Genomic DNA, 15,074 nt, shown 5'->3' on the forward strand with positions numbered 1-15,074 from the left:
AAAGATAAATATAATACTTCCACTCCATTACGGGTATCCGTAAATACCCCCTTTTTTTGAATGATTATAAAATAAATGAAAATAAAAAATAAATCATTGTAATTTGAAATATTTATTTATATTAGCAATTCAAGGAAAAGTGACATATAATGAAGTAAGTGACTGATTTAATTAGTAATTTTATAAAGAATTTAAAACTTTATTATCAATGAAGACAAAACTAATTATTTTAGCTGTAGCAGGAAGTGTATTGCTATTTTCATGCACACATGAGAGAAACGACGATGAGACCGTAAAGCCTACTCTCGAATCTAAAGTTGTAAAAATAGAAAAACTAAAAATTACTAACACAGGAGAAGAAACAGCTAAGGTTGGTGATACAATACTAGCAAGCCCTACAGATGGGGCCGGTTTAGATCCAGAAAACAATATTGACCCAAGTGAAGGAGGAGACCCAAAAGACGTTCCACCAAGGAAATAAAATTAAGAAATCAAAATCAGCTTATATCGGGTCGGTACTAGTAATAGTGTCGGCTTTTTTACCTAGTTTGGATGTTTTGTCAAAATGGCTTATTCCAGGGATGGAAGATGCTAGAGATTCTCGAGGCGTTTTAATGACTGTTAACATATGGTTAGCAACATTATATATTGCGCCCGTTATTCTAATAACAGCAACATATTTCAAACCAAACCCAAGACTGTACTTTTTCCCCCTAAGCATGTTCTTGTATGCGGGTGCTGTTTACTTTTCGCCTATAATTGGAAAAGAAGTAAATTATTTGCAATTAAATAGCTGGCTATTTTTCGTCATTTCGGTTGTTGGGACTCTATGCTTTATGTATGTTTTAAGATATGTTAGGCTACTAACTATAGTTGAAAATGCAGAAAATATTTTCCAAGAGGACGTAAAAGATAGATTTGACAAATTAGCTAACGAAAATTCACAACTGAAAAATAAAATAACCTTACTTGAAAATAATCAACATGAGATCTCCTGAATATTTACTCCTTGAAAAAATGCTTGAAAAGAATAGAAGGCTTTATAAACAAAACAGTATAGAGTTCGAGGAATATATTGAAAATCACGCCCTCATAATGGATCGATTAAATAGGTCTTTATTTAGAATGGAATCAACCGACTTCAACTATCTTACAGCGATAGATGTTGATGACTGTTTAGATCGATTTCGAAAAGGTATTTTTATAGTCCAGTACAATTTAAATTAGGAGAACTCTATTTTGTGTTCTCTTTTTCTTTTCTTACATTTTCTTTTTTAAAATAATCGAATACCGCCGTAAATTCATTTCGCATTGCCTGTAATATAGCTTTAGTATGATTCTCTTCTGTTGCTCTTAAATCTGAAACTTCTTTCCTTAAATCGTTAATTTCTTTATGAAGTTTTTTCATTTGGTCATCATACGATTTATCCTTAATTCTGTCGGCAACGCTCGCTGTTTCATTTTCTTTAGGAGCTTTCTTCTTATCAAGATTGTCTTTATATTTTTCGCCAACACCGGTTAAAAGCCAGACTTTACTTAAATTAGGTATGTAATTCAATAACGCATCAATCAAATCATCTGTGACTTTATTCCTACCATTCTTAATGTGAGTCAGCTTGGAAGGAGTAATTGCTGTTTTGTCTTTTTTTAATCGATACCCTGTTAGATTATTCTCTTCAAGAATCTGCAGAAACCGAAGGCTCAAATCCGGCAATTGTTTTACATTATGTGTATCATTTTGTTTTTCTTTCATATATTTGTATAAAATATTAAATGGTTATGGATTATAAAAATTTACCTGCAGGCCCAAAAAGTCTTCAAAAAACTAGAGAAAGAGTGATGCTCCAATTATTAAACTCTAAGAAATATGTTTTCAATACACCAATTGACACGATTGTTACTGGATCAATTATCTGTCATTTTATAGAAACCGGCGACCTCCCAATTTCTAATAGTAATGGCGGTAGGCTACTTGTCGAAGAAGCAGTTCTTAAGGTAGCTAAACAAATCTCTAATGAACGAGCCAACTCCGTCTCCAATTGGTTGACATCGGATATGTACCCTCTTTTTTTCAAATCATTAACTAAGAATTGATCTTCTTTATATGATGGATTATCCCTTTTTAGCCACCAAAGCTTTATTTTATCTAGAATGTTTCTACTTTTTTTATGTTCTAAAAGATAAATCATTAAAAAATCATTCTTCATATTAGACTATTTCGTTTTAGGTGGCGGTGGCGGTGGGTTCCGATGTGTAGGTATGTTATTGCTACCTTTGTCTGGGTTGGGATTTTGATTTGGACGCTGTGGCGGCTGTTGCGGCCTTGGTTGTTCTTGTTTAGCCATTATTATTGGTATTAAATATGTTATTAAAATAATTATCGCACTCCATCTCAGCCTTATTCTGAAAAGCTAATTTTTTACTTTTGATAATTTCATTTACAATTTTACTTATATCTTTTTCCTTAGAGACTATTGCATAAAATTTCTTCATTGCCTTAGTCTCATTTATATTTTCACGATCAAACTCATACCATAGATTTTCTAATGTGTTAAAGTAATCACAGTACATATCAATCGCTTTTTCAGCCTTTTTAAATGTGTTATCATTTGGCACTAATTCGGTCCCTAATAATTTTACAAGAGACATAATCATAATAATAATACTTGTAGCAAAAGGGAATCCTTTCCAAAATGGCCACCCTATTACCCCAGAAGTAGAAAATGCCAATATAAATACATTAAACCACTTATTAATAATCCTTTGCCTTGATAAAAAGATACCGCAATAGATACTCTTATATTTTGCATCTACCATTTCGTACCAAATACGTTCTCTCATACTAAATTTTTCTCACTGGTTATCAATGTTTTACATAATGTAAAATAAAATAGTTTACAAAATGTTTTATATTTTACAATTTGTGTAATATATTTGTACTACAATTACAACGATAAGGGCTGTAATTAGAATACAAAAACAACTAAAACAACAAAAGTAATAAAAATTTATGCTAATGCTAAAAATAAGAGAACCGATTTCGGTTAAGATTTCAGATCACTTGAGAGAATTCACAACAAAGTATGATAGGGCCGATGTAATAAGCAAAGTAAATGGTGTTAGTTCTTCAACGTTGAGAGATCTAGTTTACCGAGGTAATTCAGTTTCAGAAAACAATTTACCCGCCTTGAAACTTCTATTGATTAAAGCTTGTGAAAATGCTGATGCAAAAATGAAACAGGCTAGCAATTGTAAAAGAGACATTAAAAAAGTCATCGACTGCATCTAAAAATATTATTCAACCATTAATTCTTTCATCATGCATACAACCATCTCAATACCACAGCTAGAAAACATCGCATTTCAAAGACTTGAAAATGAGAATTTCATCACTGGTGAAGTTGATTTTAATCCGACTTACGGGGTGTATACTGGTTACTTACAGATCACACCGACAATCTGCATTGACTTTACAGATTCAAAGTTTTGTCTGGCTGATGAGGGTGAAAAGATCGCTGACTTGACCTATGATCTTGAAAAAGCGGTAGAAAACTACTTGAAAGACAACTACTCTATTGAGATGAATGAAGATGATTATGACTTTGCAGACATGAGAATTAAACTACAAAAAGAATATTAGTATGAAAACAGTATTAAATATTTTAATCGCTGCATCGATACTGGTTATCATGAGTGATTGTGAGGCAAATGCAAATAGAACTGCATTGAATTATTCAAACTCAATTCTTGCAGCCGCAGGGTTAATGATTTCGGGCTTTTTGAGATTGTATGTAAATGAATTTATCACCTTTTTAAATAAACCACAATGAGACTAAAAAATAGATTCAAGAACCGTTTTGTATCACATCAAAAATGGGTAGAATGGTTTACAGCTAAAGACTTTAAATCGGGTGTAGTTGCCTGCTTGGCAAATCCACATTTTCTAAATAATTGGCGATACACTATTAGACAACAGATATCAGCAAAATTACATTTAGCATGAAAAGTTTATCAACAAAAATATTAGAGCAAATACCGATTGAACACATTTATCGGTTTCTCGACCAAAAAAACGCTTCCAAAAAGCCCAATGGCGGTGAACGAGTGGGATCGAACACCGCCAGCCGAAAGGCTAAAACCGCCGCTCTTGAAGCTATGGCCCGTCAACTAGCAAAATAAATAATACACAAAATATGAGTACTAGCAATAAAAACCTACCAACCCTTGCAGACTTGACAACTGACATAGAATCAGCATGGAAGAATGACCAATTGAATTTTTTATTGAGTCAAAATCCGCCGCCAAAATGGATTGTGAAACACCCTATTATTAAGAAAGAAGTGATTATTAATGGTGCAAAACAAAAACAACCTTATGAGTATTTGCCTATTGATAAGGTAGAACATCTTTTGAGAAAGATTTTCAAAGAATACAAGATTGAAATAACTAGTCAAGGATCATCATTCAATGGCGTCTGGGTGACGGTAAGAGTTCATTTTAAAAGCCCTATCAATGGTGAATGGTATTTTCATGACGGCATCGGTGCAAGTCAATTACAGACAAAATCTGGTACAAGTCCATCCGATCTGCAAAACATCAATAACAATGCAATTTCAATGGCTTTTCCATTGGCAAAAACACTAGCAGTTAAAGATGCTTGTGATATGTTTGGTAACATCTTCGGCGCAAACCTTAATAGAGCCGACTTAGTTGCTTTTACGCTAGATTCTAATCTCGCAGAAACCGGAAAGTCTAATACAGAAAAAATGCAAGCTCATGGTAAATTATAAAGGCTTCAAAAACGACGAAGAATGGTTGAGCTTTCGTGCGAGCTACTTTACAGCAAGTGAGATTTACAAGCTTCTTTCAGAGCCAAAAAATAAATCTGAGGCATTGTCAGTGGGTGCAAAAACCTACGTTTCAGATTGTGTTGCTGAAATGCTTTCACCACCAGAGCCGCAGTATTATAATTCAGCTATGGAAAGAGGTAATGAAGTTGAACCGAGAGTAGCTGAAAGGATCGCAAAGTTGGTATGGAACAATACTTAACTATGGAAATCCTCTGCACATACTCTGGAAAAATTCAGGAGGAATTGTTACTTACTTTAAGGACGAAATGAGTCTTTTTTCAAAAGTAATTGGTAAAGAACCGATGCTTAACGATGTGCTGGAATGGTATGATGAGCATGTTGAAATTACTGAAAATAACGGCCAAGGATTTTTTACGAGAGGTTTTTATGATCAGTTTGAAAACTGGATTGAATGGGATATGTCAAAACACTATTTAAAAGACCAATCCTCGGAACTGATAAGTTTTCTACACTCACTAATTAAAAAATAACCAATGGAAAAAATTAAATGTTATAAACTAGAAATTAACGGGAGCTATTTAATATCTCATAATCTTGATGATATTATTGAAACATTAAAATTAGAAATAGAAGAAGGTGTTAACATAGGTGAAAATATTCAGTCTGAAATTATGTTATCGAAATGAGTGAAGAAGAATATAATAATCTGCCTGAATTTGATGGATTTTAACCACTAAAAACAAAACAATGACAAAAGAAGCCTACAAAAAAGAATTAGAATCTTTAAATAAAAGAAGACGGGAAATAAATGAACTATATCAAAATCAACTTTCTGATGAGTACCATGATGAATTAACATGCTACATTGGTAAATATTATAAATATGAAAACTCTTATAGTTCAGAAGAAAAATGGTTTGAATATTTAAAAGTATTGGAAATACTATTTGATAGTGTTTATGATCACGGTGATTATATTTCATTCAGATGCATTGTTAAAAGATTCTGTCAATTACCGGATGGCGAAATCAGAATTAATATGCATGAAGAAGTTTCAAGTAATCTTTTAGAAATTGAAATTAGCGAAGATGAATTAGACACAGCAATGAACACAATACTTCAGAATATCTATTAGCTATGACAAAAGAAGAACAATTGAAAATATACGCTGCATACTTTCCGTATGGTTTGGAAGCTAGAGTAGATAAAGACACTTACCTGCAGCCCGATAGTGAAAGAATTGGAAAAGTAACTCAAATTAATTTAGAACATGGAAATTACGAATTAGTGATAACCGCTGAGAATGGATATTATCTATGTGACCTCGATCAGGCAAAACCAATACTCTACGACCTATCCTACCTAACAAAGGAAATAGAAGGTGGGGTATTTTTAATCAATGAAATAGCGAATGTAATCAGTCCCGATCAAAGCTTTTCTATTATTCAAAATGAAGATATGATCATATTAGATTTTGATGAAGAGTATACCTTTCATACGTTAAGTGTCAAAAACATGATGCGCCAGCCTTATGAGATTATACAGATTTTATTGAAACATCATTTCAATGTCTTCAACCTTTCTGAAGATCAGTATATCAACAAAGCAACTTTAACCAATAAATCATGAAACTATTTATAAGCTTTCCAGACCAAAGTAAAAGCTTCTGTGCTGGGGTTGAATATGGAAAACTATACGACCGAATGGAAAAAGGAGAAACACATGTTACTAATGACGGGTTCCCGGTTAGAAAAGAGAATCAGGAATTATTAAAAAATACCTGTCATAAATTAGGATATACATATTCATTTGGCGCTGAATATTACGGTGAATGGATTGAGTTCACAGCTTTTAAAATACAGACATCAAAAAATTAAATCATGAAAAACGTACAAGAATACAGAATTGGAAATTTAGTAACGGGAATATGGGAAGATCTCGAAACTGATGAGCAGTATAAAGGACTGTGCAGAATCACTGGGATTGATGAAAATGGAGCATTAGGTGAAGGTTGGCACTATATGTTAGAAAATTTATATATCCCACGTGTTGAAAGTTATTGTGGTTCTGAACCAATCGAACTTACAGAAGAATGGTTGTTGAAATTTGGGTTTGAGATAGAAAAATCTAATTCTCATTGTATAGCATTTAATGAAAATTATGAACACGAATTACAATTGGATAAAGAATTTGAAACAAAGGAAAATTGTTGGAATATTACGAAGTATGGAGGCGGGTATCGATTAATTTATTACGTCCACCAGCTCCAAAACTTATATTTCGCATTAACCGGAGAAGAACTAACAATAAAAGAATAACATGAGAATATTGGAAATACTGTAAAAGATGATAGCAATGCAATGGTATAAAGTAACAACAAAAATGCCCGATGAGAGTAAAAAAGTTTTATGTGTTATAGAAAAGAATGGAAAAAAAGAAATGGAGATAGGAAAATGGACAGGTAAATTCTGGATTGTAGGTAATTTTTTTGAATGGGATATTGGCAAGGTTATATTGTGGGGAGAATTACCACTTATACCTGATTAATTACGGAAACCCACAACCCCAAACAAAACAAGATAACTAAATTTGAAACCATGAAACAATTTATTAAAGACTGCTTGCTTTTTCAACATAAAGATACTCAAATGCAAATGATCGGAGTTTTAGCCTGGATTTGGATAGCTGGAGTAGCTTACTTTTTACGCTGGATGTTATCAAAGTAATAATTATCTTTGTCTCATGGACAGAGAAGAACTAGAAAAACAGATACTGGAGATCGTTAAGGCGAAACAAATTAAAAACGGAGGAAACGGAGGCAATAAGATGGGTGATTTTGACCATATATTGAATCTATCAATCGAAGATCGTAATGCTTTTCTTCAGAGAATGGCTGACGAAAATAAAATAGTAATCAGAGAAGGTGCTAATCAGAAAATGATTATGCTGCCGAAATAAAACAAAGCCCCTGCATTAACAGGGGCTATTTTATATCTTTTTTCTAGGAAGTCCGATTTCATGCTCTTGTGGATAAGGAGCTCTAAATGTCATGCTAACATCTTCCTTAATTCGCTCCTGTGCTTCATATCTCTTTTCTTCATCATGGGAATATCTCGGATCTGGAATAAAGGGCATCTTTGCCATTTTTGTAATGGTAATCGTCGGAAAATGGAAATCAACTTCCACAATACCCAACAAAAGATAGCAGCCCCCACCCTGAAACGGGTATTTTTCCAGACAGTCCGGAAAGTGCGCGGTATCAAAATAGTTTCCCTCAACATCTATCCAGGTGCCAAAGAACATCGTTCCTCTTTTAGTTGGTACATGCTTTCTTGAAATCAAGTAGGCAAGCATTTTAACCTCTCTTTTATGGTATTTGACCAACTCATTAGCCATAACATGGCCTCTATACTTTGTCTGTAAAAGATCGAACGGAGTACACGAAACCGGAAAGCTCAATATTTCGATTTCATCAAAAGCGTCTTCAAAGATATTTCGTTTCAATTCAGGAAATTTAAAATCCTTTACCGGCTCTTCAAATAAGGTCTGAAGTCTACGGTCCGGCCTAAAGTCTCCAAGCAATACTCTGGCTTTAAGCAACAGTTCGTTCTTTGGAACCCCTGCAAATCTGAAAGCTCCGATGAAAATTAGAGTTTGTAGGGTTTCTATACCTACCGGAATCCTCTTAACGAAATCTTCCATCGATTTATATTTTCCACCTCTCCTTCTTTCCTCCGGAATCAATTGAGCAATTTTCGACTCTACTTTCTCCAAAAGCATCAACCCCAGATAAATGTCATCTCCATAGATCGTTGTTTCATATTCGCTTTTATTTACACAGGGGTTAAGTATTTTTCCACCCGCCATTTTAGCCTCATGAACATAAACTTCTGTCCTGTAAAAGCCTCCCATGTTATTGATTGCTGAAACCATAAATTCCAGCGGATAATAAACCTTAAGGTAAAGACTCTGGTAGCTTTCAACTGCATATGATGCTGAATGCGCTTTACAAAAAGAATATCCCGCAAAAGATTCAATTTGCCTATAGACTTCCCTGCTTAAGTCCTCCGAATGTCCCAGGTTCCGGCATGATTCAAAAAAATGATCCTTTACTTTTTGCAGAGCATCCAATGATCTGTATTTACCACTCATGGCCCTTCTGAGAATATCACCATCAGCAGCAGACAATCCTCCAAAATGCAAAGCGATTTTTATCACATCCTCCTGGTAAACCATAATTCCATAGGTCTCACCCAGCTGCTCTTCAAATACCTTATGAAAATATTCAAACTGATTAGGATTATTATGCCTGAAGATATACTCTCTCATCATTCCGGATTGGGCTACTCCAGGGCGTATTATTGATGAAGCGGCAACCAATACTTTATAATTATCACATTTCAGCCTTCTTAAAAGCCCCCTCATTGCTGGTGATTCTATATAGAAACATCCAATAGTTCGGCCTTGACTCAAAAACTCATTACACGCTTTTTCGTCTTTCGAAATTGTTGTATCCTTAATATCCACAGTAATCCCCCGCTTCTCTTCAATAAGCTTTACTGTATCGTTAATGGTACCGAGTCCGCGCTGTGAAAGAATATCGAATTTTTCAAACCCCAGCTCTTCTGCCACATGCATATCCCATTGTACAATTGGAAAGCCTTTTGGTGGCATCTCCAATGCTGTAAAATTTGTCAACGGTTCCTCGGAAATAATAATACCACAAGCATGCATGCTCCGTTGATTAGGGAACTTCTCAAGCAATTTTCCATATTTTTGAACTTTCTGCACGATTTCATCTTTAAATACACGTTCAGGGTTTTTACTGAGTTCGTCCAATTCTTCTTTCGGCAAACCAAACGCTTTTCCAACCTCCCGGATGATTGAGCGATATTTGAATTCGACATTGGTACCGCAGAAAGCCACATAATTTTTACCGTATCGATTGAAAATATAATCCAGAATAATATCCCTTTCCTGCCAGCTCCAATCTATATCAAAATCCGGCGGGCTTTTCCTATTTAAATTAAGAAACCTCTCAAAATATAAATCAAGCTCTAAAGGGCATATGTCCGTTATTCCAAGACAATAGGCGACAATACTATTTGCTCCACTTCCCCGCCCTACATGCATAAAGCCCATACTGTTACTGTAGCGGATAATATCCCAGGTGATCAAAAAATAACCACTAAAATTTAACTCATCGATTACCTTCAGCTCTTTATCAATTCTGGCCTTCGCCTCCGGATGGTTCCTTCCGTACCTTCTTTCTAAGCCTGCATATGCCGATCTGGTTAGGAGCTTTAAATCATCGGCCTTTGTACCTGTATAATGCTTTTTATTGCGTGGTGTTGAGAATTCAAACTCAAAGGTGCACTGAGACAAAAGCCTTTTAGAATTCTCAATTATCTGTGGGTAATGCTTAAACCCAGCCAGTAACAATTCAGGCGACATGAAGTACTCAGATTTCTGACAGATTTCTGATTTAGGCAGTAATGACAATAGTGTATTATTGTCAATAGCCCTTAAAATGCAATGTAAGTTATATTCTTTTTTGGTTGCAAAAGTGACCGGCTGTAGAATAACCATTTTTGAAATAAGATCCTTGTATTCTGGCCTGATTAAAAGATTTAATTCCTCTAGCCTTATTCCTATATATTCATTGTCTTTCAGGGACCCCGGTCTGTTTTGAAGGGGATAAATAATGAAATTATGGTGAAAGTTAGGATGTTCCGGTAGTTCAATGCCATCACAATTATAAGCTGTTAAAATCTTGTTTACCTCTCCTAATCCGGCAAACTCTTTTGCAACGGTGATATAAAATAGATCACTACCCTTTCGAACTTCAACACCTGCTATTGGCTTTATTCCTTTTGATTCACATTTCTTTTTGAACTCATAAATTCCGGTAATAGTATTAATATCAGTAAGCACAAGTTCGCTTATGCCCAAAGACGCGGCCTGTGACACTAGATCGTCTATAGATAACGTTCCGTATCTCAGACTATGATATGAATGACAATTCAGATACATGCTTCTGATTATTAATGTGGGAAATCAAATCCTACAGCCCTACCGACTGCAGCACTACCAAACCTGTTTTTAATATTATCCATTGCCTGGTAAAGACTCATTAATTCGGCCGTATCTTCAAATAAATTCATCTGGTAGCTACCGTGGACCAGATCGGTGAATCTTAATCCAACGAGTCTTAATCGCATACGTCGAGAATAAATTTTATCAAAAAGCTCCAAAGCAACTCTGGAAAGCGTGTGGTCAGCAGAAGTATAAGCAACACGACACTGTTTCGTTTCCGTGTCAAAATTGGCATATCTGATCTTAACCACTACGGTGGCAGTAAGCCACTTCTCCTGGCGCAGTTGGTGAGCTAGTTGCTCAGCCATTCCTGATATTAACCTCTTCACTTCGTTAACATCCATTGTGTCACTACTAAATGTCCTTTCTTTAGAAATTGATTTTCGTTCTGAATAAGGAACTACTGCCGTTTCATCAATTCCATTTGCCTTTTTCCAAAGATCAGTTCCATTCTTGCCAATCATTTGCTGCAGAACTTCAACCGGCATTTCGGAAAGTGTACCAATAGTTCTTATTCCAACACGAGACAATAATCTGAAAGTAGCATCGCCAACCATAGGCATTTTTTTGATAGGCAATGGATTTAAAAAAGAATGAACCCCGATAGATGGTATTTCTATATGCCCGTGTGGTTTAGATTCTCCCGTTCCTATTTTACTTACTGTTTTATTAATTGAAAGCGCATAACTGATCGGGAGCCCCGTTTCTTTTTCAATCTTCGATCCTAATTCGTTTGTCCATTTATAGGCGCCAAAAAAACGATCCATTCCAGTCAGGTCAAGATAAAATTCATCAATCGACGATTTTTCCATGACCGGTGCTTTTTCTTCGATAATTTCTGTTACAGCATGAGACATTTTAGAGTACAATTCCATATCTCCCTTTACTACTTTTGCCTGAGGACAAAGTCGCAAAGCCATACGCATGGGCATTGCTGAACGTACGCCAAATTTTCTGGCTTCATAGGAACATGACGAAACAACACCCCTGTCTCCACCGCCTATTATTAGGGGTATTCCGTTGAGTTCAGAGTTTACCAGCCGCTCGCAGGATACAAAAAAAGTATCCAAATCCATATGTACAATTGCACGTTCCATGTGACAAAATTAGATATATTTTAAATCAAAATATGTAAAAACTATTGATACATTTTATATCAAAATACATTTTCCCTGAAACCATGCACTTATCAGAGAGAAAAAATTTACTCACCAAAACAACGCATCTTATGCGACAAAACGTGACGCATTAAAAAGCTATCCACAAAAAAAAGCCTCCCGGGATACGAGAGACAAAGTATAATTTTTAAATACAAAGAAAAGGTTGCCCCAAAGTGAGGCAACCTTTTTTTATTTAGTGGGTTGTTCTTCCCATTCAAAAACTTTTTCTACACCAAATCTTTTGGCCACACTTCTTCCGGTACTTCCAGGAACATTGATGTTGTTTGAAAATCTTTCCCGATCCTTGTCCTTTAGCTCTATAAGTTTTTTCATTTGAACTTTTTCAAGACTGGGAAATTGAGGTTTATATTCGATTTCATCTGTATTGCCCGTTTCTACTTTTATGGCTTTCCATAAATCATAATTTTGTCCATCTACTCGGACATCCAAAATTGCGCCAGGTAGTCCATAAAATTTGAAAGGGCCAATTGAATATGGTATTTTTTTCGCAAAATAAGCAGTAATATTTGATCCTCTAAAAACTGCTGTAGCTTTTGTACATTCATAGCCTAAAATAGACTTAGTAGAACTTTCATCTATTATCCAGTTTATTTTCGGCACATTATCATGTACAAAGTAATCACTTTCCGAAGAATATCCTAAACTCTCTGTGAATAAGAAAACTTTTGAATCCTTTGTATTGTTATCTATATCAGAAATGAAGAAATAATCTTTTCCTTTCTTTTTTTTGTCAAATTCAGGATTTGTGTATATAATATTTCCGTCTTGTTTAGAAATTACATTTTTCCCATTACTATACAGATCTTCATACACATTTGCAATAGTAGACCTTACATTCATGTATTTTATATGTATCTGTTTTTGAGCTGATAAGGTTCCCAAAAAAAGAATAAAGGAAAGAAAAAGAAACTTTTTCATAATTTTAATTTACATCAGTACTTGCTCCAGTAGCAGCTTTTTCAACTCTATATCCCTGACTTTGTAAATTGGAAATAACCCCATCTTGATATGATTGACAAGCCGATAAAGTGGGTTGATCAGAGGTAAACCATTTTTGATCATACATTTTTCCTTGGGCATCAAAATAAGTTACCATTACTCCACAAAGCTCAAAAGCAACTTTAGCACTTCCTTTGGTTTCAATTTTGTTTTCAACTGTTTCTTTAGCCCCCATAAGGCCAGCAACTCCGAAAGCTGCTAATAGGATAATTTTTCTCATAATTGTCTAATTTTTAAATTGTTAAATTTTGTGATTGCAATCTTAATACAAGTATACAAATTGTTTTTTATTCACAATTATGGGAAGCCTTATTTTTTTTTAACTTTTTTATTATGTTAAAATAAGTGTTCTCGTAAAGCTATTTAGAGAAGTAAAAATCAGCTTCAGCTTTTCTTCTCCGGATTAGGCCTTTTAAGACTTTACCACCTGATGTAATGTATTTTGTTGTAAACCAATTTCGGATCGAATCATCAGATGCATTTTTATTGATGAGTGAAAATAAAGTATCTGAACCTCCTGTATTGTAAGTGTGAGAAACCAGTGCGTCAAATTGGTTTTGTGTTAGTGACACCTTAATTTTATTCATTACTATTTTTTCATACACCGGAAGAACTGCAGCAAAGATCTCTTCTCCTTTATCTTTTGAAATCGATGCATCTTTCATGGTCACCTTTTTCCCACCTGGATAGTAAGTATTTCCATATCCAATCGTAGGTATTCCGGCAGCATCCAGATAAGGCTTAGAACTAAACCCTTCGAATGACAAAATTAAATCTATTCCTTTTTTTGATGTTTTCATTTTTCTAGTATTTCGTCAATTATTGTTTTTAAACATATGCCGGAGCCCAAACCGAGTAAGTAATATGTAAAGATCAATCCAACCTTTAGCATTGTTTCTGTCATTTTCTTTTAAAATATCTATAGATGGCAAAAATTAGAATTGCCACAATTCCCAATACTGCACAGACTACCCATAAACCAGCCTGAAAACCTGTTGACTTTATCTTCTTAGTTCCCTGCTCAACTTTAGAAGCAACATCCTTAATCGTCTCTTTTGAAACCATATCCCGGGCCGTTTGCTGTATCACATTTAATTTTTCATCGCTGGACATTTCCTTTTTGTCCTCGTTTGATTTCTTATAGTGATTAGAAATGTAGTAATCAGCTTTTCCACGTATCAAAATACTCTGAAGCGTGTCCCCAGCAACTACGTTATGAAAGATCAAAGGATTCAGCGTATCGCTTTTGCCCTTTATCACGATGTCTCCGGAAAAATCTTCAGTTTGCTTTTTGACGGCTTGATCGGTTACTTTCTTTGTTGATTCTTTCACTGTGTTTTCTTTTACAGAATCCAGTGAAGCGCGCTCAATTTCTGTCTTACCTTCCTTGGAATAGAAAGATGTTTTTTGCTTTGTCCTGCAACCCAGGAGAAAACTACTCAGAAGGATTATTATTAGTATTTTCAGTCTCATTGGTGATATTTTTCAATTCTTTCAAGTCTCCTGTCTTATTGAATTTAGCAATCCTATTAAGAACAAATAGCGGCGGAAATTTTCCACCTGTAAGAATTCCCATGTTAACCATTACGTTTCCAGCTGGCCATGCAAACAGTAAAAATCTTAGAAATCCGGTTATAGCTAATGATTCATATCCTGAATCTTCTAAAATCTGTAAAAAAGCTTCAGAGAAAAAATAAAAAACAATGGAGAATGCGAGCTTCTTTGTAAACCCCAGTAACATTTTTTCAAAAGAAAAGCTGTGATTCTCCAAGTGCTTCCACACTCCTAAAATTAAATCTGCAATCAACGAGAAAGCCAGTATAATAATGTAAGTCTCCCTTTCAAGATACCATCCTGTAATTCTTTCAGAAATTGACCATCCAGCCGCTGGGACCGCCGCCAATTTTAATGAAGCCCAAATCTTCCCACCCACTCCACCTGAGTGAATTGAAATTAGATTTTTAATTATAAATTCTTTCATTGATTAT

26 protein-coding genes are annotated in these 15,074 nt (G+C 34.8%); 16 read left to right on the forward strand and 10 right to left on the reverse strand.

Annotated elements, in window-relative coordinates; all coding sequences use genetic code 11:
* Positions 1–208 precede the first annotated feature (208 nt).
* Both LC418_RS13870 and LC418_RS13875 read left to right on the forward strand, forming a co-directional pair.
* Complete coding sequence (locus LC418_RS13870; protein ID WP_223559563.1) at positions 209–481, forward strand: hypothetical protein; 273 nt, start codon at positions 209–211, stop codon at positions 479–481.
* A 100-nt stretch (positions 482–581) separates the two neighbouring features.
* Positions 582–998, forward strand: a complete 417-nt coding sequence (locus tag LC418_RS13875; RefSeq protein WP_223559564.1) for a hypothetical protein — start codon at positions 582–584, stop codon at positions 996–998.
* A gap of 236 nt (positions 999–1,234) precedes the next feature.
* Here LC418_RS13875 and LC418_RS13880 read toward each other — a convergent pair whose 3' ends face one another.
* The 3 genes from LC418_RS13880 to LC418_RS13890 form a co-directional block, all read right to left on the reverse strand.
* Complete coding sequence (locus LC418_RS13880; protein WP_223559565.1) at positions 1,235–1,753, reverse strand: hypothetical protein; 519 nt, start codon at positions 1,751–1,753, stop codon at positions 1,235–1,237.
* Positions 1,754–1,916: 163 nt separating this feature from the next.
* Positions 1,917–2,207, reverse strand: coding sequence for a hypothetical protein (locus LC418_RS13885; RefSeq protein WP_223559566.1), 291 nt, complete (start codon positions 2,205–2,207; stop codon positions 1,917–1,919).
* A 130-nt stretch (positions 2,208–2,337) separates the two neighbouring features.
* Positions 2,338–2,841, reverse strand: coding sequence for a hypothetical protein (locus LC418_RS13890; protein WP_223559567.1), 504 nt, complete (start codon positions 2,839–2,841; stop codon positions 2,338–2,340).
* Positions 2,842–3,016: 175 nt separating this feature from the next.
* Between LC418_RS13890 and LC418_RS13895 the strand changes: the two genes are divergently transcribed.
* From LC418_RS13895 to LC418_RS13960, 14 genes are all read left to right on the forward strand, one after another.
* Entirely contained in the window at positions 3,017–3,289 is a 273-nt protein-coding gene (locus LC418_RS13895; RefSeq protein WP_169234523.1) for a hypothetical protein, read from the forward strand.
* Between the two features lie 30 nt (positions 3,290–3,319).
* Positions 3,320–3,640, forward strand: coding sequence for a hypothetical protein (locus tag LC418_RS13900; protein WP_223559568.1), 321 nt, complete (start codon positions 3,320–3,322; stop codon positions 3,638–3,640).
* A 1-nt stretch (position 3,641) separates the two neighbouring features.
* Positions 3,642–3,830, forward strand: coding sequence for a hypothetical protein (locus LC418_RS13905; protein WP_223559569.1), 189 nt, complete (start codon positions 3,642–3,644; stop codon positions 3,828–3,830).
* 169 nt (positions 3,831–3,999) lie between these two features.
* Positions 4,000–4,179 (forward strand): hypothetical protein, encoded by a 180-nt coding sequence (locus tag LC418_RS13910; protein ID WP_223559570.1) that lies wholly within the window; start codon positions 4,000–4,002, stop codon positions 4,177–4,179.
* A 14-nt stretch (positions 4,180–4,193) separates the two neighbouring features.
* The gene (locus LC418_RS13915) at positions 4,194–4,790 is read left to right on the forward strand and encodes a hypothetical protein (protein ID WP_223559571.1); all 597 of its coding nucleotides are present in this window, start codon (positions 4,194–4,196) and stop codon (positions 4,788–4,790) included.
* Positions 4,777–5,049 carry a YqaJ viral recombinase family protein gene (locus LC418_RS13920; RefSeq protein WP_223559572.1) on the forward strand — a complete coding sequence of 91 codons (273 nt, stop codon included), beginning with the start codon at positions 4,777–4,779 and terminating at the stop codon, positions 5,047–5,049. The genes LC418_RS13915 and LC418_RS13920 overlap by 14 nt, the downstream gene beginning before the upstream one ends.
* A gap of 67 nt (positions 5,050–5,116) precedes the next feature.
* Entirely contained in the window at positions 5,117–5,341 is a 225-nt protein-coding gene (locus LC418_RS13925) for a hypothetical protein (protein ID WP_223559573.1), read from the forward strand.
* Between the two features lie 3 nt (positions 5,342–5,344).
* Positions 5,345–5,497, forward strand: coding sequence for a hypothetical protein (locus tag LC418_RS13930; protein ID WP_223559574.1), 153 nt, complete (start codon positions 5,345–5,347; stop codon positions 5,495–5,497).
* A 61-nt stretch (positions 5,498–5,558) separates the two neighbouring features.
* Positions 5,559–5,945, forward strand: coding sequence for a hypothetical protein (locus LC418_RS13935; protein ID WP_223559575.1), 387 nt, complete (start codon positions 5,559–5,561; stop codon positions 5,943–5,945).
* A 2-nt stretch (positions 5,946–5,947) separates the two neighbouring features.
* The gene (locus LC418_RS13940; RefSeq protein WP_223559576.1) at positions 5,948–6,439 is read left to right on the forward strand and encodes a hypothetical protein; all 492 of its coding nucleotides are present in this window, start codon (positions 5,948–5,950) and stop codon (positions 6,437–6,439) included.
* Positions 6,436–6,687 (forward strand): hypothetical protein, encoded by a 252-nt coding sequence (locus tag LC418_RS13945; RefSeq protein WP_223559577.1) that lies wholly within the window; start codon positions 6,436–6,438, stop codon positions 6,685–6,687. Before LC418_RS13940 ends, LC418_RS13945 begins: the two co-directional genes overlap by 4 nt.
* Positions 6,688–6,690: 3 nt before the next feature.
* Positions 6,691–7,128 carry a hypothetical protein gene (locus LC418_RS13950; RefSeq protein ID WP_223559578.1) on the forward strand — a complete coding sequence of 146 codons (438 nt, stop codon included), beginning with the start codon at positions 6,691–6,693 and terminating at the stop codon, positions 7,126–7,128.
* Positions 7,129–7,156: 28 nt separating this feature from the next.
* Positions 7,157–7,357 (forward strand): hypothetical protein, encoded by a 201-nt coding sequence (locus LC418_RS13955; protein ID WP_223559579.1) that lies wholly within the window; start codon positions 7,157–7,159, stop codon positions 7,355–7,357.
* Between the two features lie 195 nt (positions 7,358–7,552).
* Positions 7,553–7,768, forward strand: a complete 216-nt coding sequence (locus LC418_RS13960) for a hypothetical protein (protein WP_223559580.1) — start codon at positions 7,553–7,555, stop codon at positions 7,766–7,768.
* Positions 7,769–7,798: 30 nt separating this feature from the next.
* Here LC418_RS13960 and LC418_RS13965 read toward each other — a convergent pair whose 3' ends face one another.
* From LC418_RS13965 to LC418_RS13995, 7 genes are all read right to left on the reverse strand, one after another.
* On the reverse strand, positions 7,799–10,843 hold the full coding sequence (locus LC418_RS13965) for a DNA polymerase III subunit alpha (protein WP_223559581.1): 3,045 nt from the start codon (positions 10,841–10,843) through the stop codon (positions 7,799–7,801).
* An 11-nt stretch (positions 10,844–10,854) separates the two neighbouring features.
* On the reverse strand, positions 10,855–12,003 hold the full coding sequence (dinB, locus tag LC418_RS13970) for a DNA polymerase IV (protein WP_223559582.1): 1,149 nt from the start codon (positions 12,001–12,003) through the stop codon (positions 10,855–10,857).
* Between the two features lie 252 nt (positions 12,004–12,255).
* Positions 12,256–13,005: a GLPGLI family protein gene (locus LC418_RS13975; RefSeq protein WP_223559583.1), complete on the reverse strand. Its 750-nt coding sequence runs from the start codon at positions 13,003–13,005 to the stop codon at positions 12,256–12,258.
* Between the two features lie 4 nt (positions 13,006–13,009).
* A complete protein-coding gene (locus tag LC418_RS13980; protein ID WP_223559584.1) occupies positions 13,010–13,306 on the reverse strand; it encodes a hypothetical protein in 297 nt (98 codons plus the stop codon).
* A gap of 139 nt (positions 13,307–13,445) precedes the next feature.
* On the reverse strand, positions 13,446–13,886 hold the full coding sequence (locus LC418_RS13985) for a lysozyme (RefSeq protein ID WP_223559585.1): 441 nt from the start codon (positions 13,884–13,886) through the stop codon (positions 13,446–13,448).
* Between the two features lie 100 nt (positions 13,887–13,986).
* Positions 13,987–14,559 carry a hypothetical protein gene (locus LC418_RS13990; protein ID WP_223559586.1) on the reverse strand — a complete coding sequence of 191 codons (573 nt, stop codon included), beginning with the start codon at positions 14,557–14,559 and terminating at the stop codon, positions 13,987–13,989.
* Positions 14,522–15,067, reverse strand: a complete 546-nt coding sequence (locus LC418_RS13995; RefSeq protein WP_223559587.1) for a hypothetical protein — start codon at positions 15,065–15,067, stop codon at positions 14,522–14,524. The genes LC418_RS13990 and LC418_RS13995 overlap by 38 nt, the downstream gene beginning before the upstream one ends.
* Between the last annotated feature and the right edge of the window lie 7 nt (positions 15,068–15,074).

It is taken from the genome of Chryseobacterium lathyri, assembly GCF_019970085.1.
Classification (GTDB): Bacteria; Bacteroidota; Bacteroidia; order Flavobacteriales; family Weeksellaceae; genus Chryseobacterium; species Chryseobacterium lathyri.